This is a genomic window from Lipingzhangella halophila (assembly GCF_014203805.1).
Taxonomy (GTDB): Bacteria; Actinomycetota; Actinomycetes; order Streptosporangiales; family Streptosporangiaceae; genus Lipingzhangella; species Lipingzhangella halophila.
In genome coordinates, this window is sequence record NZ_JACHJT010000001.1 from 3685367 (window position 1) to 3712243 (window position 26877).

General features: G+C 71.8%; 20 protein-coding genes. 9 read left to right on the forward strand and 11 right to left on the reverse strand.

The genetic code is table 11. The features are described 5' to 3' along the window. Positions 1 to 425 precede the first annotated feature (425 nt). A complete protein-coding gene (locus F4561_RS17000; RefSeq protein WP_184580256.1) occupies positions 426 to 1355 on the reverse strand; it encodes a LysR family transcriptional regulator in 930 nt (309 codons plus the stop codon). Positions 1356 to 1469: 114 nt separating this feature from the next. Here F4561_RS17000 and F4561_RS17005 point away from each other — a divergent pair, with 114 nt between their 5' ends. From F4561_RS17005 to F4561_RS17015, 3 genes are all read left to right on the forward strand, one after another. Then, a complete protein-coding gene (locus F4561_RS17005) occupies positions 1470 to 2402 on the forward strand; it encodes a CoA transferase subunit A (protein WP_184580258.1) in 933 nt (310 codons plus the stop codon). Then, positions 2399 to 3187, forward strand: coding sequence for a CoA-transferase subunit beta (locus F4561_RS17010; RefSeq protein WP_184584257.1), 789 nt, complete (start codon positions 2399 to 2401; stop codon positions 3185 to 3187). Before F4561_RS17005 ends, F4561_RS17010 begins: the two co-directional genes overlap by 4 nt. Before the next feature lie 94 nt (positions 3188 to 3281). Next, positions 3282 to 4439: an acyl-CoA dehydrogenase family protein gene (locus tag F4561_RS17015; RefSeq protein ID WP_184580259.1), complete on the forward strand. Its 1158-nt coding sequence runs from the start codon at positions 3282 to 3284 to the stop codon at positions 4437 to 4439. A 227-nt stretch (positions 4440 to 4666) separates the two neighbouring features. On the opposite strand, the gene F4561_RS17020 is transcribed toward F4561_RS17015, so the two are convergent. From F4561_RS17020 to F4561_RS17035, 4 genes are all read right to left on the reverse strand, one after another. Then, on the reverse strand, positions 4667 to 6280 hold the full coding sequence (locus F4561_RS17020) for a hypothetical protein (RefSeq protein WP_184580261.1): 1614 nt from the start codon (positions 6278 to 6280) through the stop codon (positions 4667 to 4669). A gap of 111 nt (positions 6281 to 6391) precedes the next feature. Then, positions 6392 to 6658, reverse strand: coding sequence for a hypothetical protein (locus F4561_RS17025; RefSeq protein ID WP_184580263.1), 267 nt, complete (start codon positions 6656 to 6658; stop codon positions 6392 to 6394). 462 nt (positions 6659 to 7120) lie between these two features. Further along, entirely contained in the window at positions 7121 to 7756 is a 636-nt protein-coding gene (locus tag F4561_RS17030) for a LysE family translocator (RefSeq protein WP_184580265.1), read from the reverse strand. Positions 7757 to 7983: 227 nt separating this feature from the next. Further along, positions 7984 to 8949 carry a helix-turn-helix transcriptional regulator gene (locus F4561_RS17035; RefSeq protein WP_184580267.1) on the reverse strand — a complete coding sequence of 322 codons (966 nt, stop codon included), beginning with the start codon at positions 8947 to 8949 and terminating at the stop codon, positions 7984 to 7986. A gap of 62 nt (positions 8950 to 9011) precedes the next feature. Here F4561_RS17035 and F4561_RS17040 point away from each other — a divergent pair, with 62 nt between their 5' ends. Then, positions 9012 to 10163: an epoxide hydrolase family protein gene (locus tag F4561_RS17040; RefSeq protein ID WP_184580269.1), complete on the forward strand. Its 1152-nt coding sequence runs from the start codon at positions 9012 to 9014 to the stop codon at positions 10161 to 10163. 150 nt (positions 10164 to 10313) lie between these two features. Here the strand turns inward: F4561_RS17040 and F4561_RS17045 are convergent, their stop codons facing one another. The 3 genes from F4561_RS17045 to F4561_RS17055 form a co-directional block, all read right to left on the reverse strand. Next, complete coding sequence (locus tag F4561_RS17045; protein ID WP_184580271.1) at positions 10314 to 12791, reverse strand: PEP/pyruvate-binding domain-containing protein; 2478 nt, start codon at positions 12789 to 12791, stop codon at positions 10314 to 10316. Further along, positions 12778 to 13218 carry a MarR family winged helix-turn-helix transcriptional regulator gene (locus tag F4561_RS17050; RefSeq protein ID WP_184583761.1) on the reverse strand — a complete coding sequence of 147 codons (441 nt, stop codon included), beginning with the start codon at positions 13216 to 13218 and terminating at the stop codon, positions 12778 to 12780. The genes F4561_RS17045 and F4561_RS17050 overlap by 14 nt, the downstream gene beginning before the upstream one ends. Positions 13219 to 13339: 121 nt before the next feature. After that, complete coding sequence (locus tag F4561_RS17055; protein WP_184580273.1) at positions 13340 to 13513, reverse strand: hypothetical protein; 174 nt, start codon at positions 13511 to 13513, stop codon at positions 13340 to 13342. 151 nt (positions 13514 to 13664) lie between these two features. Between F4561_RS17055 and F4561_RS17060 the strand changes: the two genes are divergently transcribed. Then, positions 13665 to 14084 (forward strand): hypothetical protein, encoded by a 420-nt coding sequence (locus F4561_RS17060; protein ID WP_184580275.1) that lies wholly within the window; start codon positions 13665 to 13667, stop codon positions 14082 to 14084. Positions 14085 to 14717: 633 nt separating this feature from the next. Here the strand turns inward: F4561_RS17060 and F4561_RS17065 are convergent. Further along, complete coding sequence (locus F4561_RS17065) at positions 14718 to 15857, reverse strand: ADP-ribosylglycohydrolase family protein (protein ID WP_246437216.1); 1140 nt, start codon at positions 15855 to 15857, stop codon at positions 14718 to 14720. A 192-nt stretch (positions 15858 to 16049) separates the two neighbouring features. Here F4561_RS17065 and F4561_RS17070 point away from each other — a divergent pair, with 192 nt between their 5' ends. After that, positions 16050 to 17003, forward strand: a complete 954-nt coding sequence (locus tag F4561_RS17070) for a D-2-hydroxyacid dehydrogenase family protein (protein ID WP_184580277.1) — start codon at positions 16050 to 16052, stop codon at positions 17001 to 17003. A 50-nt stretch (positions 17004 to 17053) separates the two neighbouring features. Here the strand turns inward: F4561_RS17070 and F4561_RS17075 are convergent, their stop codons facing one another. Beyond that, positions 17054 to 18478, reverse strand: a complete 1425-nt coding sequence (locus F4561_RS17075; RefSeq protein WP_184580279.1) for a PhoX family protein — start codon at positions 18476 to 18478, stop codon at positions 17054 to 17056. Positions 18479 to 18872: 394 nt separating this feature from the next. Between F4561_RS17075 and F4561_RS17080 the strand changes: the two genes are divergently transcribed. Beyond that, the gene (locus F4561_RS17080; protein WP_184580281.1) at positions 18873 to 21482 is read left to right on the forward strand and encodes a PEP/pyruvate-binding domain-containing protein; all 2610 of its coding nucleotides are present in this window, start codon (positions 18873 to 18875) and stop codon (positions 21480 to 21482) included. Positions 21483 to 21680: 198 nt separating this feature from the next. Beyond that, positions 21681 to 22340: a TetR/AcrR family transcriptional regulator gene (locus F4561_RS17085; protein ID WP_184580283.1), complete on the forward strand. Its 660-nt coding sequence runs from the start codon at positions 21681 to 21683 to the stop codon at positions 22338 to 22340. A 171-nt stretch (positions 22341 to 22511) separates the two neighbouring features. Here F4561_RS17085 and F4561_RS17090 read toward each other — a convergent pair whose 3' ends face one another. Next, positions 22512 to 23177, reverse strand: a complete 666-nt coding sequence (locus F4561_RS17090) for a hypothetical protein (protein ID WP_184580285.1) — start codon at positions 23175 to 23177, stop codon at positions 22512 to 22514. Positions 23178 to 23556: 379 nt separating this feature from the next. Between F4561_RS17090 and F4561_RS17095 the strand changes: the two genes are divergently transcribed. Continuing rightward, positions 23557 to 26823: a UvrD-helicase domain-containing protein gene (locus F4561_RS17095; protein ID WP_221445519.1), complete on the forward strand. Its 3267-nt coding sequence runs from the start codon at positions 23557 to 23559 to the stop codon at positions 26821 to 26823. The last annotated feature ends 54 nt before the right edge of the window (positions 26824 to 26877 follow it).

A 26877-nucleotide genomic window follows, 5' to 3' on the forward strand; every position in this document is an offset into this window, starting at 1 on the left:
TGTCCCTGATTCGTCAGTGGCTGATGGGGGATCAGGGTCAGCGCCCCGCCTGGCGGGCCAGTGCGTGGCAATGGGCCGCCGGGCGGGGCGCTGACCTCGTTGCGGAGGGTCCGGCCCGCACGGAGCCGCGACGTGTGGCGGCCGTCCCGGTGCGGGCGCCGTTCAGCGGATTGTCGCGTGCCGGCGGGTCCCGGGAACCCGCCCGCGGTTAGGGAACTGGCGGCCGGGCTCCCCGCTGGTCGGTGGCTGCGACCGGGCAGGGGGCGCGGGTGAGCCGCATGGGGCGCGCGGAGGGGGCACAGTTCCGCGCCGTCCTTCCCGCGCGACATGACGTGGGTCACAACCGCCAATCTGGGTACACGGTGGCAGCCCAGGCGTAAGACCGTCCAATACCGAGTTCCTACCTCAGAAGAACCGAATCCCTATCAATCGAGGCCGGGCTCCAGTCCCTGCACGTCACTGCGGGACGGGGTCGGGAGCACCTGCTCGGCCACCCGCAGCACGGTGTGCAGCGCCGCCGAGGCGTTGTCCTCGCGCCAGGCCAGGGCCGAGTCGATCGTGGGGACGTCACCGCGCAGCTCCCGGTAGACCATCCCGGAGCGCCGGATGTGCTGCACCGACGACACCGTGATCGTCACCCCGACCCCCGCGGCGACCAGGTCGAGGATGGTGTAGGAGTCGGGCGCCTCCTGGACGATGCGCGGCATGTAGCCCGCGTCGAGAGCGATGCGCACCATGTTCTCGCGCACGCTGGAGCCCTCGGTACCGGGGAACGCGACGAACGGCTCCTCGGCGAGGTCGGCCACATCGAGGGCGGGCTCGCCGGCCAGGCGGTGGTCCGATGGCAGCGCCGCGACCAGGCGCTCGTGCTGGATCACCCGCGTACGGACCCCGGAACGCCGCACGGGCAGCCGGACGAACCCGATGTCGAGCTCGCGGTCGGCCACCCGTGCGAGCGCCACACCGGCATAGGTCTGCCCTTCGAGGCGCAGCTCGATACCCGGGTAGGCGGCCCGCACGGCCTTGGTCAGCGTCGGGATCGCCTCGTGGCTGCTCGCGCCGGCGAATCCGATGCTGACCCGGCCCACCTCGCCGCTGCTGCCCGCGACCGCGGCCCGGCGGGCGAGCTCGGCATCGGACAGGACCTGGCGGGCGTGCGGCAGGAAGTTCGCGCCGGCGGGGGTCAGCCGCACCGAGCGCGTGTTGCGCTCGAACAGCCGTACCCCCAGTTCCTTCTCCAGCCCTCGGACCTGCTGGCTGAGCGGCGGCTGGGCCATGTTCAACCGCGCCGCGGCCCGCCCGAAGTGCAATTCTTCCGCGACAGCCACGAACCCGGCGATGTGGCGAAGCTCCACGGCACCCCATTTGAGTCGAATTCAGTATCAGTGCGGTGTGGATTCAGTATTGGACCATACTGAGTGCACCGTGTCACGGTATCGGCGACGCTCAACTCCCGGAGGAACACGCCGATGCCCGCATCGAAGACGGCGACGATGCGCGACGCGATCGCCGAGCACGTCGACGATGGCGACACTGTCGCGCTCGAAGGGTTCACCCACCTGATCCCGGTCGCCGCCGGCCACGAACTGATCCGGCAGCGCCGGCGGAACCTCACGATCGTGCGCATGACGCCCGACATCGTGTTCGACCAGCTCGTCGCCGCTGGTGCGGCCACCAAGATGATCTTCTCGTTCACCGGGAACAGTTCGGTCGGCTCACTGCACGCGATCCGGCGGGCGATCGAACACAGCGACCCGCGCCCACTGCAGATCGAGGAGTACAGCCACTTCGGGCTCCTCGGCCGCTACATCGCCGGTGCGTCCAACCTGCCGTTCTACCCGCTGCGCTCCGCGGGCGGCGACCTGCTGGCCCACAACCCCAACATCGGGACCGTGGTCTCGCCCTTCCCCGCCAGCGACGGCGGCACCGAGGAGGTCCACGCGGTGCCGCCGCTGCACCCCGACGTCGCGATCGTGCACGCCCAGCGCGCCGACCGCCTCGGCAACGTCCAGGCGTGGGGCATCCTCGGGCCGCAGCAGGAAGTGGCCTTCGCCGCACGCCGGACCATCGCTGTCGTCGAGGAGGTCGCCGACGACAGCGTAATCCGTTCCGACCCCAACCGCACCACGATCCCCGGCCTCGCGGTGGACGCCGTCGTCGAGTGCCCACGCGGCGCACACCCCTCGTTCGTTCAGGGCTACTACGACCGCGACAACGAGTTCTACCGAGCGTGGCCCGCCATCAGCCGCGATCCCGACGCGCTGCGGAGCTGGCTGCAGGAATGGGTGTACGACCTCCCCGACCACGCCGCCTATCTCGCCAAGCTCGGCCCCGCCTACTTCGACCAGCTCAGGCCGGTGCCCGCGATGTCCAGCCCGGTCGACTACGGGAGCGCGCCTTGACGGCCACCAGCGAAGAGAACCTGAACGAATGCACCCCGAGCGAGCTGCTCACCGTCATCAGTGCCCGGTGCCTGGGCGGCAGGCGCCGCGTGTTCGCCGGAATCGGACTTCCGACACTCGCCGTCGCACTGGCGCAGGCCACCACCGAGCCCGACCTTGAGCAGGTCTACGAGTCGGGCGTGTGCGGCGCGCACCCGCCGCGGCTGCCGCAGACGATCGCGGACGCGCCGCTCGCCACCGGCGCCGAGTGCATCCTCGGTATGCACGCGCTGTTCGGCTATGTGCTGCAGGGCGGACACATCGACGTGGGGTTCCTCGGCGGCGCCCAGATCGACCGCTGGGGCAACCTGAACAGCACCGTCATCGGCGACTACACCCGCCCTACTGTCCGCCTTCCGGGCTCCGGTGGGGCCGCCGAGGTGATGGCCAACGCCGCGGAGGTGTTCGTGGTGCTGCGCCGGCACACCCCGACATCCCTCGTCGAGGAGCTGGACTTCTGCACCAGCCCCGCGCCGCTGCGCGCCCGCCGGGCCAACCCGAACGTGCGCACCACCGGCCGCGGCGTCTCCACGGTGATCACCGACCTCGGCGTGCTCACCGCGGGCGACGACGGCGAGCTGACGCTCAGCGCGGTCCACCCGGGTGTCCGGGTGGCCGACGTCACCGCCGCGACCGGCTGGCCGCTGCGGGTCGCCACCGAGGTGGCGGTGACCGAGCCGCCCACACCCGCCGAGCTGGGGCTGCTGCGCGACACCATCGACCCGACGCGGGTGTACCTGCGGTGAGCGCGCGCCAACCCTACCGGCGCCCTGCCGCCGCTGGCCGGACCTTCGCAGCGGGGCAGCCCCGCCCCCACCCGACCGACTGATTGGCTCACACATGGACCTGACCCTCAACGACACGCAGCGCGGCATCCGCCAGATGGCCGCCGAATTCGTGGACGCCGAGATCGTCCCGCACATCCAGGAGTGGGACCGCGCCGAGTCCATCGACCCGGACCTGATCGCACGTCTTGGTGAGCTGGGCTTCCTCGGCCTGACCATCGACGAGGAATACGGTGGCACCGAGGTCGACATGCTCAGCTACGCGCTGGTCTGCGAGGAGCTCGGACGCGGCGACTCCTCGGTGCGCGGCGTCGTGTCGGTCTCCCTCGGCCTGGTCACCAAGACGATCGCGGCCTACGGCTCCCCGGAGCAGCGGCAGCACTGGCTACCCAGGCTGACGTCGGGCGAGGCGCTCGGCTGCTTCGCGCTGACCGAACCCGACAGCGGGTCCGACGCCGGCTCGCTGCGCACGCGCGCCACGCGCGACGGCGACGACTGGGTGCTCAACGGCGAGAAGATCTTCATCACGAACGGCACGTGGGCGTCGGTGGCGCTGGTGTTCGCCCGCACCTCCGACGACGGCGGCAAGGGGATCACCGCCTTCCTCGTCCCCACGGACTCCCCCGGCTTCTCGGCGACGACCATCCACGGCAAGCTCGGCCTGCGCGGCCAGGCCACCGCGTCGCTGTCGTTCCAGGACGTCCGGGTGCCGGACTCGGCACGCCTGGGCGAACTCGGCAAAGGGCTCGCCATCGCCCTGTCCGCCCTGGCCAAAGGCAGGATTTCGGTCGCGGCCGGCGGAGTCGGGGTGGCGCAGGCGGCGCTGGACGCGGCGGTGCGGTACTCGACGGAGCGCACCCAGTTCGGCGTGCCGATCGCCTCGAAGCAGCTGGTGCAGGAGCTGCTCGCCGACTCGGCCGTCGAGGTGGAATCGGCGCGGCTGCTGACCTGGCGCGCCGCGGACATGGTCGACTCCGGGGCCAGCTCCAAGGAGGTGACCGCGCCGGCCTCGATGGCCAAGCTCTCCGCGAGCGAGACGGCCGTGCGGGTCGCCAACAACTGCCTGCAGGTGTTCGGCGGCTACGGATTCATCGACGAGTACCCGCTCGGCAAGTACCTGCGCGACGCCCGGGTGCTCACCCTCTACGAGGGCACCAGCCAGATCCAGAAACTCATCATCGGCCGCTCCCTGACCGGGATCGACGCCACCTGAACGGTCCTGCCGCACCGGTGCGGTGCCGACGCGGGCGAGACCTGGGCAACCCAGGGAGGGTAAGGCTTCCGGGTCAGCGAGCGGCCGTCCGGGGAATCTCTCGCACGGCGATTCGCGCAGCGCATCCTGGGTGGCTGGGCAAGCGGTATCGGCGCAGCGGGGCCTGCCTGGTGGCCGCGAGCCCGAAACGGTTCGCCAACCACAACCTGGTCCCGATGGCCGGGTAGCTAACCGTGGATAGGCCACTGCCGGGCGATGTGGCCGGGGTGGTCCACGAAGAACATCCGCCGCCACCGCCTGACCTCCTCGACTATGCGCTCCTCTCCGTGCTCGTGGGCGACTTCCTCGGCCTGGTCCAGGTGGCCCCGCACCTCGGCCTGGTCAGCCATCCTGGCCCACAGGACTCGCGCGAGCAGGACCTGCGCGCGCAGCCGACCCATGTGGTTGTCCAACTCGCTGTAGGTCTCGAAGGCATCCTGGGCGTGGTCGCGCAACTGGCGCATCAGCCTGCCGGCCATGCGCGGCGGCAGGGGAACGCCCCGGGCGAGGTTCTTCGCCATCAGCTCCTCGAAAAGTTCGGTCACCATGACGCGTTGCGCGCGGGCCTTGCGCCAGTGGTTCCCCAGCCCCTCGAACCCCCGCACGGCTCTCTTGAACACTGTGGCGGCTTCTTTCGTGCCGCGCTCGGCAACGAGGACCCGCCCGAGGGCGAGGCGGATCTCGTTCGCGCTCCGCGGGTCACCCATCTGGTCGAACATCGCGAGCGCACGCTCCAGCAGCATTGTCCGGCCCCGCACTGACCAGTCCCCAGCCTGGGCGGTCCCGTGCCGTTGGATCGGCGATCCCCCCTTGCGGACCTCCTGTCGGGCCTGGTCGGCATACGCGCCAAGCAGATCCTGGATCCGCGCCTGGTACCGCTGGCGGACCTGCCGGCGCACAGCGAGCAGCTCCGTCTCGTCCGACAGAAGGCCGCTGTCATTGGTCTCGCGGGCGACATCCGACCGCACCGCGTTGCGCAACTCGCGCGCCCGGTTGGGGTTCAAAACCAGATCGCACAGTTCGTACTGCTCGACCAGCACCTGGCTGTCCAGCTCGCCCATGGCGCGCAGACACCGCGCCACATACCAGTCCCACCCCTTGCGGACGAAGGACTCGTGCAGGTCCTGCAGCGTAAGCCACGCACGCAGCGCATACCCTTCCTCGCCCAGCGCCTCGGCCAGCAGCACCCGCGCGAAGTCCCTCCGGTCAGTGTCGCCCAGCTCATCAAACGCCCGCGCCACGGAACGCAGCAACCCCACGCGCTCCTCGGGCGGGCGGATGTAGGCCAGGATCTCCGCCTTGTGCGTCTGCACCCGCGCCCACCACCACCGGTCGTGCCGGGCGAACACCTGCGCCGCGGCGTCGAACTCGCGCAACGCCGCATCCAGGTGGCCCTGCTCGCGCAGGTTGATCCCGAGCGCGCGGTGCGCACGCGCGTGCCACACCTCATCGGCGTCCACCCGGCCGAACACCCAACGCGCCCGCCGCGCGTAGGTCATCCCCTGGTCATGGTCGCCCTGGTTGGCGCACAGTTCGGCACCGTCCAACATCGCGCGCCCTTGCGCGACCGGGTCGCGTGCGGCCTTGGCCAAGTCGGCCTGGACGTCCACGACCTTCTCCCATGTCCGCCAGTGCGACCGCGTCTCCTGGCACATCGCGGAGAAGGCCCACGCCAACCGCAAACCCTCCTGGTAGTGCCCCTCCTCGAATAGCGTGTAGCAGCTACGCAGCAGCCTGTCGTGTTCCCGGGCCACCCACTCCCGCGACCACTCCATCCCGATCAGCTCCAATCGCGCGATCAACCGTGGGCCTCGCGGCGGCGCTGGAAAGCGATGTCGTGCGGGCGGGTGCGCCCCACCGCCCGCTCGTGCGCGAGCGGCCCCGGATGCGCCGCTCGGGACAGACGGCACCCATCAAAGGCCTAGCTTCCGCATCCGGAACCACCCGGCGGGCCGCTCAACGAGCGCGCGTTCTGGTCGCCAGGGGGATGCTCGAACAGCATTGGGCAACGTCCCGTCCGTCTCAGCGCGCAACGCCAACCCGAACGCGACCTCTTTGCTGCTGACCTGGAAACCATTGGTCTCGCGCGACCGCGCAACCAGTTCCCGCGCGGTCGTGGACACCTCGTCACCGCCCGCGTCCAGTCCGATGATCCCTACCCGCACGTCGTTGTCAGGCATGCATGCTCCCGTACGTCCCGTGTAGAACGCTGCCGCGGCAACGACCAGTCACTCGGCTGGGACTGCACGTCCTGCTAAATTGATCTGGCTTGCACCAATATGTCCCGTCGCTCGGCAAGCACACGGGTTGGTCCCGAGCCGTTACAGGTCTGATAGCTCCGGGTGAACGCCTCCGCGAAAGCGGTGCCGGCTCCGCCGGCCCATGCGTGGGCCCGCCGCTGGTACAGCCCGTCCAACGCGGCCTCGTCGGCGCTCCGCCCGCCGCGCGGCTCAGTGCCTGCCGCGCTCCTCGTTTCCGCCTCTCGTGGGAGTAGCCGCCTCCGATCGGGCCAGACCTCCACGCGCAGGAGGCCAAGGGCGCTACCAGCCCGCAGACGCGGCCACCGGGTGATGACCACCGGACCTCCGGCGGAGTCGGCCGCTACGCAGCGCAGCTCGCTGCTCGGGCGGCACGGGCCGCGGTCAGTGCCGGTTGCTGAACGCCAGTTGGATTCCCAGGCCAACCATCACTACCCCCGATGTTCCACCGATGGCCGACATCCGGCGGGGAGACTTCTCAAACCAGTCGCGTGCTGTCCCCGCGAGCAGGCCCCAGGACGCATCCGTGATCAGGGCGATGGCGACGCAGACAAACCCGAGCAGCAGCATCTGGAGGGGGATGCTTCCCGCCTCAGGGTTCACGAACTGCGGAAGCACCGCGGCGAAGATCAGGAACCCCTTGGGGTTGCTGATCCCCACGATGAACCCTTCGCGCAGCACTTTCCAAGTTCGCGGGTCCGAGCGCGCGTTCTCCTTGGGGACCGACAGTTCCTTGCGGTGACGCCATGCCTGGACGCCCAGGCAGCCGAGATACAGGGCGCCCGCGAACTTGATCACCGAGAAGACCACGACGGACCGCTCGACGATACTTCCGAGGCCAACCGCCACCGCCACGGCCTGGATCAGCAAGCCCGCCTCATTCCCGACGGCAGTGGACACCGCCGCGCGCCGCCCCAGTACGACACCGCGGCTGACGACAAACAGGACGCTTGGGCCGGGGACCACGATGAGCACCGCAACAGCGACCACGAAGGCGGCGAGCTGATCGAATCCCGGCATCGTCGCAGATTACCGCTCAACCGCCCAGCGGTACATCGAATTCCGGCACGGCCGCAGACCAGCACTCAGCTCCCCAGCGATACGGGCGCCGGCAGATTCCGCCATCCCCGCCGCGGTCCGTACCCATCCCGCGGGGCGCGGGAGCACGCCGCTTACCAACGGGGCCGAGAGCACACCGGGTACCTGAACCGCGGCTCTTCGAAGCCCGGCCGGCGGCGGTCGGCGAGCTAGGAACCGTCCCGGCGCCCGGCCGCCCGCCGGTAGCGTTCCGCCAGGACGGCAACGTGCTCCCGAAGCTCCGGGGGATCCAGCACCTCGAAGTCGGTGTCGAGCGCGCCGATCCACACGGCGACCATCGGGATGGACTCCCCGCCGAGGCGCAGCAGGCACGAGGTGTCGTCCACCGGCTCCACCACCCCCATGCCGTGCTCGGCGATCCGCTCGGCGGGGGCGTGCACCAGCACCCGGCACTGGGTGGCCCACGGCCGGGCTCCGAGGCGGCGGTACAGGAAGGCCGCGACATCGCCCTCCGGATCCGCGCGGGGCGCGAACCGCGGGCCGGTGGGAAGGCGGGGCGTGACACGGTCCGCGCGGAAGCTGCGCCAGTCCTCGCGGTCGACGTCCCAGGCCACCAGGTACCAGCGCCCCCACAACGACACCAGGCGGTGCGGCTCCGCCAGCCGCCGCGTCCCGCTGCCGTCGTGGCGCACGTAGTCGAACCGCAGCCGCTCCCGCGAACGGCAGGCCGCCGCCATGGTCACCAGTGTCTCGTGGTCGACGGTGGGTTCGTCCCCGTCGTGGACCATCACCGTGGCGCCCTGCAGGGTTTCCAGCCGGCGCCGCAGGTGCGGGGGCAGCACCTGGTCGAGCTTGGCCAGGGCGCGCACCGACGCTTCCCCGATTCCGGTGACCGAGCCCTGCGCCGCGGTACCCAGGCCGACCGCGACCGCGACGGCCTCCTCGTCGTCCAGCAGCAGCGGAGGCATCCGCCCACCCGGCCCCAGCCGGTAGCCGCCGGCCGCACCCGGCGTGGACTCGATGGGGTAGCCGAGCCCGCGCAGCCGGTCGACGTCGCGGCGGATCGTGCGCGGGGTCACCGCCATACGCTCGGCGAGTTCCGCGCTCGTCCAGTCGGGCTTGGCCTGCAGCAGGGACAGCAGCCGCAGCAGGCGCGCCGAGGTCTTCTCCGGCATAACCTCAGTGTGGCAGGCAACGCGGACCATCCCTGTCCGCGTCGCTCTCTACCGTTCGAGCCATGAACGACAACACGACTATTCACCCGTACCGGATCGATATCCCGCAGGCCGACCTGGACGACCTGCATGACCGGCTCGCCCGCACCCGCTGGCCCGACGGCCTGCCCGATGTCGGATGGAGCTACGGGGTACCACCGGACTATCTCCGGGACCTGGCCGAATACTGGCGCACCGGCTTCGACTGGCGGGCCGTCGAGGACCGGCTGAACGCCTTCGACCAGTTCACCACCCAGATCGACGGGCAGAACATCCACTTCGTCCACGTGCGCTCGCCCGAGCCGGACGCGGTACCGCTGGTGCTCACACACGGCTGGCCCAGCACGTTCGCGCTGTTCGCCGAGATGATCGGCCCATTGACCGACCCCCGCAAACACGGCGCCGAGAACGCCCAGGCGTTCCATGTGGTGGCGCCCTCCATCCCCGGTTTCGCGTTCTCCGGGCCCACCCGCGAGCCCGGCTGGAGCGTCGAGCGCACGGCCCACGCCTGGGCGGAACTGATGCGGCGCCTGGGCTACGACCGCTATATCGCGCACGGTGGCGACTTCGGATCGCTGCTCTCGCCGCAGCTGGGCCGGATCGATGGTGACCACGTCCTGGGGGTGCACGTCAACGGCCTGGTCAGCGCTTCGGTCGTGGACTACACCAGCGAGGACCCCACGGCCGGGTTCACCGAGGAGGAAGTGGCCACGTTGTACGCGGCCGAGGCGGCTTGGGAGGAGCGACAAGGGTACGCGGCGGTGAACTCCTCCCGGCCGCAGACCGTGGCCTACGCGTTCACCGACTCCCCGGTGGGCCTGCTCGCCTGGAACATCGAGTGGTTCGTGGACTACGACGCCACGCGCACCGAGCAGACCCCGATCGACCGCGACACCATCCTCACCCAGGTCGCGATCTTCTGGTTCACCGCGACCTCGGGGTCGGCGGCGCGGATCTACAAGGACTGCGGTGACGCCTTCTACGGAGGGGCGAACTCCGGGGTGCCCACGGCCGTTGCCCTGTTCCCCGGCGATGCCCCGATCCGCACGCTCGCCGACCGCTCCAACACCATCGTGCGCTGGCAGCGCTACGACCGCGGCGGGCACTTCGCGGCCGTCCAGGCCCCGGACCTACTCACCGACGACATCCGCGCGTTCGCCGCGGAGCTGGCGTAGCCGCCGTCCCGCTCGTGCCCGCCCGCCCTGGCCGTCGGCGGGCACGAGCGGGACGATCCGGCCCAATGCGGCGCGGCACCGCCATCGCGTTCACGCCGGGCCCCGGGACACGGGGCTTCCTGCGCATCGCGCACCGGGCCGGGCCGGCAGCTACGATGCCGCTTCCGCGCCGGCACCGGCCGGCTCGTCGAGGGAGACCGTCCCCGTGGAACCGTTGACGGTGATCCGCTGGCCGGTGCGGATCGTGCGCGTGGCGTCGCCGATCCCGATCACCGCCGGGATCCCGTACTCGCGTGCCACGGTGGGGCCGTGGCTGACCGGTGAGCCGGTCTCGGTGACCAGGCCGCCCGCGGTCATGAACAACGGGGTCCAGCCCGGGTCGGTGGACGGGGCGACGAGGATCTCGCCCGGCTCGACGCGCGCGTCCGCCGGGTCCAGGATGACCCGTGCCGGCCCGGTGACCGTGCCGGGCGCGGCCGCCATTCCGGTGCGGACTCCCTCGCCGCCGGGCTCGGGGGTGATAAGCGTCTCGGGGTCGGTCCCGTCGGAGAGCAGGACGTTGGGGACGCTGCGCCGCCGCATCTCCCGTTCGTAGGTGGCCCGCCGCTCCTCGACGCGGCCGCGCAGGTCGGATCCGTTGATTGCCGCGTACGCCTCGCGCATGGTGAGGAACATGATGTCCTCTGGGCGCTCCAGGAGCCCCTTGCCGGTGAGTTCCTCCCCGACCAGCAACAGCTGCGTGCGCATCTCGTGGAGTCCGTGCAGCCAGTTGAACTTGGGCAGCTCGCGCAGCCCCGCGACGGCGCGTGCGCGCCCCATGCACCACCGCGCGAGCCGCGCCCGCACCGGCCGGCTCGGGAGCGCGCGGCGCACCAGCTCCTCGAGCTTGGCCTCGGCGTCGGCCGCCGCCCGAGCGAACCGCCGGTCGGGGGCCTGCTCGGGGTCCGTGAGGCGAAGGTAGCCCGCGATGGCCGCGAAGACCGGCGTGGGGTCGTCGGCCCAGCGGGGCACGCCAACATCGATCTCGGCGACGGCGCGCCGGCCGTATCGGGCGAGGAAGGAGTCCAGCCCGATGTCGGGCAGCGTGCCGCCCAGGTACCGCGCGGCCAGCTCCGCGGGTGGCGTGTCCGCGAGGAGCTCGCGGTGCTCGCGAGCCTCGCTCGCCAGCGTCCACAGCGCGAGGTTCATCTCGGTGGTGGGGTTGTGCGGCATCCCGCGCAGCACGGTCGCGATCTCGCCGTCCTCGGCGATCCCGTCGAGCAGCCTGTGGGGTGCGTAGCTGGCCGCCATCCCCACCCACAGCGGCGCAACCATACGGATGAAGGGCCTCAGCACACGCGCGGCGTTCTCGACGAAGCGCAGCCGTTCCTCCATCGTGGTCAGGTCCACGGGGGCGGTCGTCTGTCGCTCGAGCTCGGCGCCTTCGCGGTAGGTCCGGGCGCGTCCCGCCTCCGGGCGGGCCAGCGTCAGCAAGATCGAGGCCGTGGCGGGCGCGGCGAACCGCAGCGCGCCCGTCACCACCGTGCGCACGCGAAACGGCAGGCCGGAGCGGGGCGCGAAACGCGGATCGGCGAGGACCCGTCCGATGGCGGCCGGCACCTGCGGACCGTAGACCCGCATCCGGTCCGCCAGGTCCTTGCGGGTGACCTTGCTGCGCACCATGCTGGTCAGGTCCACGAACAACCGCCCGCCAATGTCGACGAAACCGAGCGGGCCGTCGAACCGGTCGACCCGGATCCGTGCCAGCTCGCACATGCCGGCCCCCGCCAGCTTCATCACGGACATCCCCATGGGTGTCAGGGGCTGCAGCACGCCCTGGACGGTGCTGGCCGACAGGTACACCCGCGGTCCCGGCCGGTCGGTACCGGGCAGCGGGAACAGGGTGGTGACCGCCCGCGACTGCACCAGCCAGAGCGTCCCGTCGGAGTCGATCGCCCACTCGGCGTCCTGGGGGGCGCCGAAGTGCTGCTCGATCCGCTGGCCCGTCCGGTACAGCTCCGCGAGCTGGGAGGCGGTCAGGCAGCCCTCAGGATCGGCCCGCGGTTCGGAGTCCAGGACGTAGTGGTCGGGGGTGACCGAGCCGTCGACCACCGCGGTGCCCAGGCCGGGGGCGGCGTCGACCACCATCTCCGAGCGGCTCCCGGTGACCGGGTTGGCGGTGAACAGCACCCCGGCGACCTCGGCGTCGACCATGCGCTGCACCACGACCGCCATGCGGACCGTGTCGTGGTCGATGCCGTTGTGCTCGCGATAGTGCACGGCGCGCTCGGTCCACAGGGAGTCCCAGCACTTGCGCACCGCCTCGACGAGGGCGTCCTCGCCGTCGACGTTGAGGTAGGTGTCCTGCTGGCCGGCGAAGCTCGCGTACGGCAGATCCTCGGCCGTGGCGCTGGACCGCACGGCCACCGCTCCCCCGCCAAGCCGCCGGTAGGCCTCGATGATCTCGGTGCGAACATCGTCGGGGACCTCCCCGGATCCCTCCCGCGCCCGCTCGTAGGCCCCGGTGGTGATGCAGAACCCCGCCGGTACCCGTTCTCCGGCCGTGATCAGCTCGCCGAGGCCCGCCGCCTTGCCTCCGGCACGGTCGACCGTCGTCGCGTCCAGACGCTCCAGCTCAATCACGTTCATCGCGGTACCTCCGTGCAGCCTTTGCCAGTAGTTCCATCGCGTGGAGCACGGTCTCGCGCTCGTCCTCGGCGAGGTACTCCCACAGTTGCAGCTGTGCCTCCACCCGCATCTGCTGGACCTCGTCCAGTAGGTCCCGTCCCGACGCGCTGATACGCACCCGCCTGACCCGGCGGTCGTCGGGGTCCTCGTTGCGTTCCGCGAGATTGTGCGCGACGAGCTGATCCACGAGCCGGCTCGTGCGCGACACGGAGCGGCCGATCATGTCGGCCAGGTCGCGGATGGTCGGCTCCCCGCCCCGGTCCAGCGCCTGCAGGACCGCCGCGTGCAGCAGGTTGATGTCGTGGCGCGGGTGCCTGCGCACGAGCGACGGCAGGAGGCTGGTCTGGACAGTGCGCAGCGCCTCGAGTAGCCGCTCCTCGTAATCCATTGCCACCTCGCAATATTTGCGTAATAGCAAATATAGTCCGGTGGGTGCCTGACGACAACCCCGCCCACGCCGGTCCGGCGTGGGCGGGGACCCTGAGATTCGGGCGGCGGGGCGTCCGCAGTCAGCCGCGCACTCGGATGAGCCCCCACAGACCGTCGGTGAGCGCGAAGCGCAGCACGCCGGTCCGGTAGGCGTAGTCGCCGGGGTCCCCCGCGGTGAAGTCGAGCGTGCGCAGCGAGCCGGTGCTGAGACCACCGATCGCGCCGACGCGCGGCTCTTGCAGGTGCTCCTCCATCGGCCAGGTCTGGCCGTGGATCAGGAACGCGTGGTTGCGGGGGCCGGTCGGCCCCCGCGGCGAGGTGCAGCCGCACCCGGTCGCCGGCGGCGCACTCCAGCAGCGGCGTGTTCGGCCAGGGCACCGCCAGAGACGGCCGCTCGGGGAACAGGTGGGCGCTGCGGTAGTTGAACGCCTTCTGCCCGGAGTCCTCGGGCTCGTCCTCCAGGTCGCTCACCGGCTGCGTGCGGTCGCCGTGGTGGTACTGGCGCAGGCCGTCCTGCAGCACCAGCACCAGCTCGCGCACGGGAGCGCTGCCGTCCTGGTGCAGCACCGCCTGCTCGCCGACCCACCGCTCCCGGCCGGTCTCCGGATCGGTCGGCGTGACCTCGGCCGGTTCGACGACCAGCGCTCCCACCAACCCCCGGTGCCGGTGCGTGCGCACGTCGGCGCGGTCCTCCAGCAGCACCACGCCCGGGGTGTCGGCGTACCAGCGGTAGACCACCGAACCACCGGGTTTGACGGTGCCGTCCTCGTTGCGGCCGGCGTTGGTGCCGTCAAAGGCCCGCACGTCGTAACGCAGCAGCCCTGACGGGTGCAGCGAGACCCGCTCGGAGATCTCCCGGTCGGCGGGGTCATCCAGCGCGGGCAGCGGAGGATCGTGCGGTGTCGGAGGCGATCGGTACTTGAAGTGCGACGACGTCATAGGTCCGGGTAGTGGCCATGTCCGCTCCTCTGAAGTCCTCCCGCGCGAGGACGGAAGCCGTCCTGGGACGGATCCGTGCTGTCACAGTCAGTACCGAGACTGCCCGCCCCCTCATCCGTTTTACGGTGTTATGGCTGGCCACATGAGGCCTGCACCTCTTCTCAACCCCCTGGCCCCCGGCGGCACCTGGACACTCACCGTGGCGCGTGTCCGCATGCGGTCCCGCTGCGGGGACCGCTTGCGGACACGCGGCTGCCCTGCTCGTCACACGGGACTCAGGCGCCCCACCTGCGGCAATGGCGCGGCGGCCGGAACGGGTGCCCGTCCGCGGGCCACCACCGCCGACCGCGGACGGTTCGGCGGCCCGCCGGGGAAGGGGCGGCGGGCGTGGCCCGTTCTCAAGCGGCCATCGGCCGCCGCGTCGGGCAGGCGCACAGAGGCGAGAGCACAGGTCACCGCGGCACGATCGATCGATCGTGCCGGGTCAGGTGCTGGTCACCAACGCGGGCGCGCCCGGCGTCAGCCGCCCCGGTACCGCACTGTCCACCGGGTGAAGGGGCCGTACTCGCCGTGCAGCAGGCGGCTCGCGGTGAACTCCCACACGAAGTCGTCGGCGAGCTGCAGCATCGTGCCGCGGCCCTCGACCTCGAAGGTGAGCTGGGGCGGCAGGACGGTCTCGCCGTGCAGCGCGCCCAGGATGTTCCCGCAGATCGCTCCGGTGGAGTCGCAGTCGCCGGAGTGGGTCACGGCCAGGGACAGCGCGTCCAGGAAGTCCTCGGGGCGCGACCGGGCCAGGGCGCAGTAGACGGCGATCGCCAGCGCCTCCTCGGCGATCCAGCCGCCGCCGAGCCGCTCCACGGTCTCGGCGGACGGGGACTCGCTCGCCGCGGCCTCGCGGGCCCGGCGCAGCGCCGTCGTGGTCTCCTCGTGACGGTCGTGCCGGGAGAGCTCCGCCATGACGGTGTCGAGCGCCGCCGCCAGGTCCTCGCCGACGACCAACCGGTGGACCAGCAGTGCGAGCGCGCCGGAGGCCAGCTTTCCGGTGGGGTGGCCGTGGGTGAGCCCGGCCGCCTCGGCCGCCCAGGTGAAGATCGCGCTGTCAACGCCGTTCCAGTGCGGGGGCAGGAGTCCGATCGGCGCGCTGCGCATGACGCCGCCGCAGCCCTTGGAGTTGTTCACGGCCGGGCCGCCGTACTTCTGCCAGCTTCCCTCGCGGGCGACGCTCATCGCGAGGGCGCTGAGGCAGGTGTTTCCCGGCGCACGCTGTTCGTAGAGCCAGCGCTCACCCTGGAGCCAGCCCGGCCACTCCCCACTCGGCTCCCGGACGGTCTGGGTCTCGTGCCAGGTCAGGTAGCTCTGGTGCAGGATGCCCACCGGGTGGAACCCGGTCCCCCGATCGCTCCGCAACCCGGCACGGATCAGCCCTTCCATGGTGAAGAGCGTCATCTGGGTGTCGTCGGTGATAAGCCCGTAGCGGGGTTTGCCGGTGGAGTAGTCGGCGACGTACTCGCGGACGCCGTGGTCACCGTGCTCCGCGCGGATCCCCGACAGCGTCATGAACTCCACCGGCGCGCCCAGGGCGTCACCCGTCGCACCGCCGAGCAGGCAGCCCCGCACTCGGGACCGGTACTCCTCTTCCTGCGCCCTCGTCAGCTCCAACTGGTCTCCTCGCCGGGGGTAGGGGTCGGTTGCCACAGTGGTGGTGCGACGTCCCCGCACGCGCCCGGGTTCCCGCGTGGCCAGCACCGGCCACACCGGACGCCGAGGGCTGACGCGCGAGGCGCCGCCGGGAGCCGCGCCACGCTTGGCCCCGCTTCCGGTGCGCCCCAGGGCACGCCGTAGGCTTCCGCCATGGCTACGCAGGTCGCAGTGCTCGACGACTACCAGGACATCTCACGACGCTACGGCGACTGGGCACAGCTCCCGCCCGGCACCGAGCTCACGGTCTTCACCGACCACCTAGACTCCCACGACGCGCTCGTCGAGCGGCTGCGACCGTTCGAGGTCGTCTGCGCGATGCGCGAGCGGACCCCGTTCCCGCGCGAGCTGCTCAGCCGGCTGCCGAACCTGCGCCTGCTCGTGACGACCGGCAATCGCAACCCGGCGATCGACATGGAAGCCGCCCGCTCCCTGGGGATCACGGTCAGCGGCACCGGCAGCCTCACCGCCCCGACCGTCGAGCTCACGTGGGCGCTGATCCTCGCGCTGGTGCGGCGGATTCCGCAGGAGAACGAGGCCGTGCACTCCGGCGGATGGCAGCACACGGTCGCCGGGGACCTGCACGGCAGCACCCTGGGGGTGATCGGTCTGGGTCGGCTCGGCGCCCGGGTCGCGGCGATCGGCGCCGCGTTCGGCATGCGGGTGCTGGCGTGGAGCCACAACCTGACCGACGAGCGCGCCGCGGAGCACGGCGCCACCCGGGTCGACAAGGACGAACTGCTCCGCCAGTGCGACATCGCGACGATCCACCTCAAGCTCAGCGACCGCACCCGGGACCTGATCGGCGCGCGGGAGCTGGAGCTGCTCGGCCCCGACGGCTACCTGGTGAACACCTCGCGGGGGCCGATCGTCAACGAGGCCGCCCTGGTCTCGGCGCTGCGTGCGGGCACGATCGCCGGTGCCGGCATCGACGTCTACGACACCGAACCCCTCCCCAAGGACCACCCGCTGCGCACGGCGCCCAACACCGTGCTGACCCCGCACACCGGCTACGGCACGCACACCAACTACCACCTGTACCACGGGGAGACCGTGGAGGCCGTGGCCGGCTTCCTGAACGGGACCCCGGTGCGGGTGCTCAACTAACGGCAGCGGCCGGCACGGCCGGGGACCGGCCGCGCCGCCGTCCCACTCCCCTACAGCGCGCCGCGCTTCCAGGGCCCCCAGATCGCCACGGTCCGGCCGGGCGTCTCCGGTGCCCGCGGGTCGCCGGCGGTCGACCCCTGCAGGTTGGCGAACAGCACCCGCCCGTCGTGGCTGAACGTCGCGCCGCACCATTCGTCGTCACTGGGGTCGACACAGAACGGGAACGTGTTTCCTTCGGTGGTGATCCCGCGCAGCTGCGGAGCGGAGCGCGAGGTGTCCTCGCAGACCAGCAGCGCGCCCTGCGGGCTGACGGTGATGTTGTCCGGGAAGGACAGGACATCGCGGTCGGTGGACTCGTAGACCAGGGCGAGCGTGTCGTCGCCGGGCCGGTACTCGAAGACCTGGCCCTCACCGAGCTCGCCGCCATTCGTGGAAACCAGGTAGGCGGCGCCGTTGCCCCACCAGCAGCCCTCCAGCCGGGCGAACGTGGCCCCGCCCTGCTCGATACCCTGCTCGTGCACCGCCGACGGGTTCTCCTCGGCCTCGTCGGGATCCGGGTCGGCGATGTCCACCCACTCCACGGGCAGCAGCTCGCCCTGCGTGCGGGAGACCCTGAGGTCGAGCCCTTCCTCGCCCGTGATCTTCAGCATCTGCAGCTTGCCTGAGGTCAGGTCGCCCTGGGTGTCCGGGACGAACCGGTAGAACCCCGCGTTGTCGCGGTCCTCGGTGAGATAGACGGTCCCGGTGTCCGGGTCGACCGCGATCGCCTCGTGCACGAAGCGGCCCAGGGCCGGCAACGGGGTGGGGGCGACGGGCGCGTCGGCGCTGGCGTCGACATCGAAGACGTAGCCGTGCTTGCGCTCCCATCCGGCGCCGGGGCCGGCGGTCGTCTCCTCGCAGGTGATCCAGGAGCCCCACGGAGTCGGGCCGCCCGCGCAGTTGACGATCGTGCCGGCGAGCGACAGTCGTGCGCTCTCCAGCTGGATGGTGCCGCGGCTGAAACTCACCCGCAGGGTGCTGGTCCCGCCGCCGGCCTTCTCGTCGTAACGGTCCCCGGGCTCGCCGGAGGGGGTCGCCGCGTCGGCCGTGGTGCGCTCCTCGTGGTTGCGCACCAGCCGGTAGCTCTTCTTGTCCGGGCCGGGGAACGCGGCCATGCCGTCGTGGCCGAGCGGGGTCACGTGCCCGTCGTCCATGGTGGTGCCCGCGAGCCCGAAGACCGCGAAGTCGAACCCGGCGGGCAGCATCAGTTCCACCTCGGTGCCGGTTTCGGGGTCCGTACGCGTGACGGAGCGCAGCTTTCCGTAGCCACCCTCGCCGAGGCCGACGGTGCGTCCCGCCGAGTCGGCCGCAGCGGCGCGCACCAGCCCGTCGAGTGCGCCGAAACCGAGCGTGAATGCACCCGTTGCGGCCGCTCCCTGGATGAGGGAACGACGGGAGGGCCCCTGTGGCTGCTGGGTGTCCTGGGGGACGGTCACGTTGCACAACTCCCTGTCGATGGGGGCAGACCCACGTACCGGGTCCGGTCAGCATCGAAGTTAGGAGTGTGTGCAGCACACCGGCACCAACGGGACGTGAAGATTCGTGGTCCGACGCGTGCCGGCCGCGGCGCCCCGTTCATGGCAGGCGCGTTCGGCACAGCCGTCCCGTCGGCGTCCAGAAACAGCAGAGGGCAGACCAACAACCTTTTAATGAACGTTGCGTTTCCTAATTCCGCTACGTAACATAGAGAACGTTCCGTTCTCTATGAGAGGCGCGCCCATTCAGGGGTCCGCATCGGCCGTGCGCTGCCCGGCCTGACGGCCGCCATGCCGCTCGGGACGCCCGACCAGACGACTACGGCGCCGGCAACGAAGCAAGGGAGAGCACCGCATGCCAGACTCGGCACACGCGGCAGTGGGCGCGCCGGCAGCGCCCGCCGCGGACCGCCCCGTCGCCCCACTCGACACGCTCAGCGCCGCGGACCTCGACCGCGCTGGCGGTAAGGGCGCGAACCTCGGTGAGCTGGTCCGGGCCGGCTACCGGGTCCCCGGCGGCTTCGTCGTCACCACGGACGCCTACACCGCGGTCGTCGACCGCGGCGGGTTGGCCCAGCGGATCGACGAGCGGCTCGCGGCCGCCGACGGGTCGGCCGACGACGCCGCGCGGGCCGCCGCGGCGATCCGGTCCGAGTTCGCGGCCGCCGAGATCCCCGAGGAAGTGCGCGCCGCGATCGTCGCGGCCTACGCGGAGCTCGGCGCGGAGGCCGTCGCGGTGCGCTCCAGCGCGACCGCCGAGGACCTCCCGGGTGCGGCGTTCGCCGGCCAGCAGGACACCTACCTCAACGTGGTCGGCCAGGACGCGCTCCTCGACGCGGTGCGCCACTGCTGGGGGTCGCTGTGGACCGACCGCGCCATCTCCTACCGGCGCCGCCGCGGCATCGACTCCGGTGCCGTGCGGATCGCCGTGGTGGTGCAGGCCATGGTGCCGGCCGAGTCGGCGGGCGTGCTGCTCTGCGCGAACCCGGTCACCGGCGCGCGCGACGAGCTGGTGGTGGACGCCAGCAGCGGTCTCGGCGAGGCCGTCGTGTCCGGCCTGGTGACCCCGGACCACTATGTGCTCGACCGGCGCGGCCGGATCCGCGAATGGACTCCCGGGCAGCGCGAGGTGGTCGTCCGCGGCACGGCCGGCGGCGGCATCGCCCACGACTCCACCGGCGAGGAAACCGCGGGAGAACAGCTTCCGGCAGGCGTGCTGACCGAACTCGCCCGCCTCGGTACAGCGGTGTCCGAACACTTCGGCCGGCCCCAGGACATGGAGTGGGCGCTCGCTGACGGGACGGTATGGCTGCTCCAGGCGCGACCGATGACCGCGCTCCCACCGGCGCCGGTCCGGCTCAACCGGATCCAGCGGCGGGTCGGGCCGGTGATCCTGGAAATGTTTCCCTACCGGCCCTACCCGCTGGACATGAGCGCATGGGTGCTGCCCGGGCCGGGCCGTCTGGTGTCACGCATGATGGCGGAGATCCCCGGCCTGCGCGTGGACCTCAGAGACGTCGCGCCCGAGGTCGACGGGGTGGTCGACCGGTTCGTCCCGCCGAATCCGCGCCCGACGCCGGCGGTGCTGACAGCTCCCGCCCGGATCCTTGGCCGGATCCGCCGCTACGACCCGGAACGCTGGACGCAGGACCCGCGGTTCACGACGTTCCAGCGGCGTATCGCGGAGCTGAACGCCACCGAGTGGCGCTCCGTGCCGTGGGACGAGCTGCGCCGGGTCCCGCGCCGCGCCCTGGACGCGCTCGACCTCGTGACCGACCTTCGCGTCGACTACCTTCCCCGCTCCGGAATGAGCCTGCTGCGGCTGCGGCTGGCCCTGCGCTTCCTGGGCCGCGGCGACCTGTTCTCCTCGCTGATCATGGGCGCGACGACACGCACCGTCGACAACAACCGCGCGCTTGAGGCTCTCGCGCGCCACGTCCGCGACGACGACCGGCTGCGCGCGGCGTTCGCGGAGCTCGACGGGGACGCCCTCGTCGAGCGGGTGCACGCCAGCCCGGAGTTCGCCGACTTCCGCGCGGCGCTGGACGCCTTCCGCGCCGAGTTCGGGCACCGGGAGACCGCCAGCGCGCTCCTGCTGTCCGCGCCGACCATGGGTGAGGCCCCGGCGACCATTCTCGGCATGGTCCGGACCCTGGTCACCCGGCCCGCGGAGCCCACCGCCGACCAGTCTCCCGACCTGGCCGGGGACGCTCTGCGGCGACTGCTGGCGCACCCCAGGGCCCAGCGGCCGCGGCGCCGGGCGCGGCTGCCGCGGATGGTGCGGGCGGCGCGGTCCGGGGTCGGGTTCCGGGAGGACAGCCATTTCGAGCTCACCCGGCCGCTGCCGCCGCTACGCAACGCTGTCCTGGAGATGGGGCGGCGGCTGGCGAGCGCTGGCGTGCTGGGCGACCAGTGGGCCGTGCTGCACCTGCGGCGCGAAGAGCTGGAGGACCTCCCGGACCCGGACACGCTCCCCGAAGCCGACGCCGCGCGGCTGCGCGCCACCGCTGACGCGCGCTCGGCCAAGCGCGCGGAGCTGGCCGGCGTACCGCTCATCTCCCCCGCGGTCCGGTTCCACGACTCCGGCCCCGACACCGACGCGCTCGCCACGGGGACCGCCGCCGGCGGTGGCCGGGCCACCGGGCCCGTGCGGGTGATCCGGGAGCCGGCCGAGTTCGGCAACCTGCGCACCGGCGACATCCTCGTGTGCCCCAACACCAATCCGTCCTGGACGCCGCTCTTTCAGAGCGCGGCCGCCGTCGTGGTCGACACCGGCGGACTGGGCTCGCACGCCGCGATAGTCGCGCGCGAGTACGGCATCCCCGCGATCATGGGGTCGGCGACGGGCACCGCCACGCTGACCGACGGCCGGCTGGTGACGGTCGACGGCGACCGCGGCCGGGTGACCGCCGCCGAGCCTGACGGCACCGCGGACCGCCCCGAACCCCGAGGGGATGGCTCTTGACGGGTTCGGCGGCCCGCCGTCTCCCCTGCCGGGGCGGCTTCGCGCCGGCCCCGGCGAGCTCTCCGGTGCGGCGGCGCGCCCGCCGATGTGCGGCGAGCGACCGCGGTGGCTGGTCGAGCGAGTCGGCGCGGCGGTCGCGCACCCGAAACACGACCTAAGCTCAGGGCTGGACCGAGCCCGACCACGAGTGGACCCGAAGTGCCCGACGACCACGCAGCCCACACCGCGGCCGGGCCCGCCGCGGAATCCAGCACGGACCACCGCAAGCGGCCCCGGCGCCGCGGCGACACGCTCAACGCGGCCATCCTCGACGCGACGCTGGCCGAGCTCGCCGACGTGGGGTACCAGGAACTGACCATGGAGGGCGTCGCCGAGCGCGCGCAGGCCAGCAAGGCGTCGCTGTACCGCCGTTGGCCCAGCAAGGCCACGCTGGCGATGGACGCGGCCTACAGCGCGCTTCCCTCCCCCGAGAAGGTCGCCGACACCGGAAGTCTGCGCGGTGACCTGCTGGCCATGCTTCGCGACGCCACCGACCAGCTCTCCGGTCCCGCCGGTCAGGCGATACTCGGCCTGATGGGCGACGCGCTGGCCAGCCCCGAACGCGCGACGGAGATCCGCGCGCATTCGCGGGGAAGCAGCCTGCGCTCGGCGCGCACGATCGTCCGGCGGGCAGCCGCGCGCGGGGAGGTCGACGCGGACGCCATCACGGACCTGCAGTTGCAGACGATCCAGGCGCTCATGCGGCACCACGTCATCTCCGTCGGCATACCGGTACCCGAGGACGCCATCAACGGAATCGTGGACGAGGTGCTGCTTCCGCTGTTCCGCAACGCGCACAACGCTAGGCGCCAATCCTGAGCGTTCCGTTCCTCCCGTCGCCCTTGGTTTCACGTGGCGGGTGCAACGAGGCGGTGGTTGAGGGCCTCGGCGAGTGTGGCGCAGCCAAGGGTGCCTCGGAGCCGGTTGTTGAGTGAACGCGATGCCCGAGAGCGGCGCCGGAGCGGCACACTGTTGGCCCCAGCGCGGCGACTACCGCTGGTACTCCCCGATCCACAACTGCGGTGCCCAACGGTTCAGGCGGGCCGCGAACGCACGGTAGTGCCGGATGGTTCGGAAGGTGAAGCGCAGCCGGGCGCCGGGCAGGCCCGCCCTCGGCGGCCGCTCGTTCCGGGTCCGGTGCAGTTGGCGGTCGAAGGTCCGCTGCCCGGCGACGGCCCCGGGGTCGTACAGGAAGACCTCAACGGCGAAGAACCGCCGCCCTTTGTCGGTCAGCATGGCGTCCACAGCCATCCCGCCCAGTCCGCGCGCGCCGCCGCGGGCCGGTACCCAGCTCCCGCCGATCGCCAGGATCTGCGGCCAGGGCGCCACCTCGGCCCGACCGCCGGTGAGGAACCACAGACCGGAGCGGTCCACGGCCGGGCCGTGCGTACGCAGGGTTCTGGCCAGACCGAACAGCATCACCACGCTCAGTGCGCCGAACAGCACGGCGATGACCGCGGCGATGTTCCTCGCCCCGCCCTCGCCGTCCTCGGTGAGGAACCGCTCTGGCCAGATGGCCCCGGCGGCCGCGCAACCGGTGAAGAACAGCAGCAGTCCCAGGCCGACGAATATGCGCCCCAGTCCGGTACGGGCGAGGTTCACGAACGCGGCATCGGCGGACGGCCACGGTCGGCCGCTGGTGGTCGGTGTCGGCAAGGGGTGCATGGTCCCTCTCTTCGATCGGCCTTGACGGCACTCAGATGCTGCCGCGCCGCGTCCGGTTCCCTGCCCGGCCCGCCGGGTTGGGACAATGAGGACCACGTCGGGGTGGGTTGCGGCAATGGGGCACCCCGCGAGCGCAGCGGGATGGGTGCCAGCTTGCCGCCGAGCGAAGGTGCACCAACGCTGGGCGGCAAGCTGGCTCGCTCGCCGCGCTCACTTCGCCCCATTGCCGCAACCCCATTACCTTCCAGGGCAGTTCCGCAAGGGAACTCCCGGCCTTCGGGCCCGGCATGACTGGCCCCCCTGTCACCCATGATCCGGAGGGGCGGTGTTCCCGGCCGCGCGGATCCAGCGCCCCTCATCTGCTGGCAGGATGGGTCAGGTGCGCTACTACGCAGATCTGCACATCCACTCGAAGTACTCGCGCGCGTGCAGCAAAGACTGCGACATCGAGCATCTGACCTGGTGGGCGCGGCGCAAGGGCATCAGTGTCGTCGGTACCGGCGACTTCACGCACCCCGCGTGGCTCGCGCACCTGAAGGAGGTGCTCGAACCCGCCGAGCCGGGGCTGTACAAGCTGCGCGCCGACCACGAGCGGACGCTGCGCCGAACGATGCCCGCCACCCCGCCGACGTCCGCTCACGACGTGCGTTTCATGCTGTCGGTGGAGATCTCGACGATCTATAAGCACGGCGAGTACACCCGCAAGGTGCACCACCTGTGCTACGTGCCGGACTTCGCCGCCGCCGAGGAGTTCAACCGGCGGCTCGGCGCGATCGGCAACCTCGGCTCCGACGGCCGCCCCATCCTCGGCCTGGACTCCCGCGACCTCCTGGAAATCACCCTGGAGAGCGGGGAAGGCAGCTACCTCGTGCCCGCGCACATCTGGACCCCCTGGTTCGCGGTGCTCGGGTCCAAGGCCGGGTTCAACACGATCGACGACTGCTACCGCGACCTCGCCGGGCACATCTTCGCGCTGGAGACCGGGCTGTCCAGCGATCCGGAGATGAACTGGCGGATCTCGGGGCTCGACCGCTACACCCTGGTCAGCCACTCCGACGCGCACTCCCCGCCGATGCTGGGGCGCGAGGCCAGCGTCTTCGACACCGAGGTGGACTACTTCGCCATCCGCCGCGCCCTGCGGACCGGCGCCGGCTTCGAGGGCACGGTCGAGTTCTTCCCGGAGGAGGGCAAGTACCACCTCGACGGACACCGCAAGTGCGCGGTGCGGCTGGACCCCGCCGAGACCCGCGCCCACAACGGGCGCTGTCCGAGCTGCGGGAAGCCCGTCACTGTCGGGGTGCAACACCGCGTCGACACGCTCGCCGACCGCACCGAGCCCGCGCGCCCGGAGGGCGCGGCCGGTTTCCGCAGCCTCATCCCGCTACCGGAGATCGTCGGTGAGGTGGTGGGCGTCGGGCCGAAGAGCAAACGCGTCCAGCGGGAGATCGACGCGCTGACCGCGGCCCACGGTCCCGAACTGGCGATCCTGGACGAGGTTCCGCTGGACGACCTTCGGCGCGACAACGCGCCACTGGCCGAGGCCATCCGCCGGCTGCGCGCCGACCAGGTCATCCGCGACCCCGGCTACGACGGGGAGTACGGCACGATCCGCCTCTTCGAGCCCAGCGAACTCCGGGACGTGCGGGCGCGCAACACCCCGGCGTTATTCGAGGAGGACGCGTTCGGGCCCGTGCACACCGCACCCTCGCGGGCTTCCGCTCCGGCGGTCCCCGCACCGCCCGGGGCCGGACCCGCCCCTCTCGACAGCGACACTGGCAGCGCGGGCACCGCGCCCGGCACCGAGAACAGCACGAGCGGCGAGGACGCGCCGGTCGACGGCGTCCTGGGAGGATTGGACCCCGAGCAGCGCGCCGCCGCCTCGGTGCCCGACGGTCCGCTGCTGATCGTCGCGGGCCCCGGCACCGGGAAGACGCGCACGGTGACACACCGCATCGCGCACCTCGTGCTCGAACGGGACGTTCCCGCGCGCGAGTGCCTGGCGATCACCTTCACCCGCCGTGCCGCCGAGGAGATGACCGAGCGGCTGGAGACCCTGGTGGGCGCGCCGGGCCGGGACATCACCGTCGCCACGTTCCACTCGCTCGGGCTGACCGTGCTCCGCGAACGGCACGCCCTGCTCGACCTGCCCGCTGACTTCGGTGTCGCCGACGCCGCGGAGCAGCACCGCATACTCACCGAGGTGGCCGGGGACGAGCGCGCGGCACGCCGGTTGCGCCCGGCGATCTCCCGATCCCGCCGCGGCGGTGCGCCGGAGGGCTCCGGCAGCGGCGCGGACACCGAGAACGGCGCCACCGAGCCGGTCGAGGCCGGCGAGGTCCTCCCCCGCTACCTCGCGGCACTGCGCGAGCGCGGCCTGGTGGACTACGACGACCTGCTCGCTCTGCCGGTGCACCTGCTGGAATTCGACGAACAGGTCCGAGAGGAGTACCAGCGGCGCTTCCGCTGGATCACTGTCGACGAGTACCAGGACGTCGACGACCTGCAGTACCGGATGCTGCGCCTACTGGCCCCCGACGACGCCAACCTGACCGCGATCGGCGACCCCGACCAGGCGATCTACGCCTTCCGCGGCGCCGACGTGCGGTTCTTCCTGCGCTTCCAGGAGGACTACCCGCGGGCACCCGTCGTCTGGCTCACCCGCAACTACCGCAGCGGACGGCACATCGTCGCCGGCGCGCTGCGGGCGATCCGGCCCAGCAGCCTCGTCGCCGACCGGGGGCTGCACCCCATGCGCACGGACAGCGACCAGCGGATCCACCTGCATCGGGCCGCCGACGAGCGGGCCGAGGCGGCCTACGTGGCCCGCACCATCGACCAGCTCCTGGGCGGGACGTCGCTGCACTCGCTGGACAGCGGGCGCGTCGAGGGCGACGGCGACGGCCGGATCTCGTTCTCCGACATCGCGGTGCTGTACCGCACCGACGCGCAGTCCCGCGCGGTCCTCGACGAGCTGGGCCGGTGCGGGTTCCCCGCGCAGAAGCGCTCGCACGACCCGCTGACCGCGCGCAGCGGTGTCGAGCACATCATGCGCGAACTGACGCACACGAGCACCGTGTCCCCGGCCGGGGACGGCCCGGTGGTCGACCGGGTGCGCGGTGCCGCCGAGGCGTTCCTGGCCACCCTGTCCGAGCGGGACCGCGCCGAGAGCGCCGCAATGGTGCACGGCGCGGTCGAGTTGCTCACTCCGCTCGCCGAGCGGTGCGGGACCGACGTCGCGCGGTTCTGCCACGAGGTGCTGCTGGGCGCCGAGGTCGACGCGATCGACCCGCGCGCCGACGCGGTCTCGCTGCTCACGCTGCACGCCGCGAAGGGCCTGGAGTTCCCCGTGGTGTTCATCGTTGGGTGTGCGGACTCCCTGCTTCCGCTGCGCTGGCCGGGTGCCGAACTGGGAGACGACGCGTTCGCCGAGGAGCGCCGGCTCTGCTTCGTTGGGATGACCCGGGCGCAGGACCACCTGTACCTGACGCACGCGGCCCGGCGCACCCGGCACGGCGAGACGCGGGAGATGCGCCCGTCACCGTTCCTCACCGAGCTACGGGACATGCCGCAGGCGGTGGCCAGCGAAAACGCACCCGCCCGACCGCGCCGCGCGGCGCACCAGCTCAGTCTGCTCTGAGCCCTGCCCGGGTTTCCCGCCGATGCCGCGAAGACCGCCTTTTCAGGTTGGCGG

Coding starts and splice junctions, on each gene's coding strand:
- F4561_RS17005 (WP_184580258.1), top strand. CDS start 1,470: ATGCCCGCATCGAAGACGGCGACGATGCGCGACGCGATCGCCGAGCAC.
- F4561_RS17015 (WP_184580259.1), top strand. CDS start 3,282: ATGGACCTGACCCTCAACGACACGCAGCGCGGCATCCGCCAGATGGCC.
- F4561_RS17025 (WP_184580263.1), bottom strand. CDS start 6,658: ATGCCTGACAACGACGTGCGGGTAGGGATCATCGGACTGGACGCGGGC.
- F4561_RS17030 (WP_184580265.1), bottom strand. CDS start 7,756: ATGCCGGGATTCGATCAGCTCGCCGCCTTCGTGGTCGCTGTTGCGGTG.
- F4561_RS17035 (WP_184580267.1), bottom strand. CDS start 8,949: ATGCCGGAGAAGACCTCGGCGCGCCTGCTGCGGCTGCTGTCCCTGCTG.
- F4561_RS17040 (WP_184580269.1), top strand. CDS start 9,012: ATGAACGACAACACGACTATTCACCCGTACCGGATCGATATCCCGCAG.
- F4561_RS17045 (WP_184580271.1), bottom strand. CDS start 12,791: ATGAACGTGATTGAGCTGGAGCGTCTGGACGCGACGACGGTCGACCGT.
- F4561_RS17050 (WP_184583761.1), bottom strand. CDS start 13,218: ATGGATTACGAGGAGCGGCTACTCGAGGCGCTGCGCACTGTCCAGACC.
- F4561_RS17055 (WP_184580273.1), bottom strand. CDS start 13,513: ATGGAGGAGCACCTGCAAGAGCCGCGCGTCGGCGCGATCGGTGGTCTC.
- F4561_RS17070 (WP_184580277.1), top strand. CDS start 16,050: ATGGCTACGCAGGTCGCAGTGCTCGACGACTACCAGGACATCTCACGA.
- F4561_RS17080 (WP_184580281.1), top strand. CDS start 18,873: ATGCCAGACTCGGCACACGCGGCAGTGGGCGCGCCGGCAGCGCCCGCC.
- F4561_RS17095 (WP_221445519.1), top strand. CDS start 23,557: ATGGGTCAGGTGCGCTACTACGCAGATCTGCACATCCACTCGAAGTAC.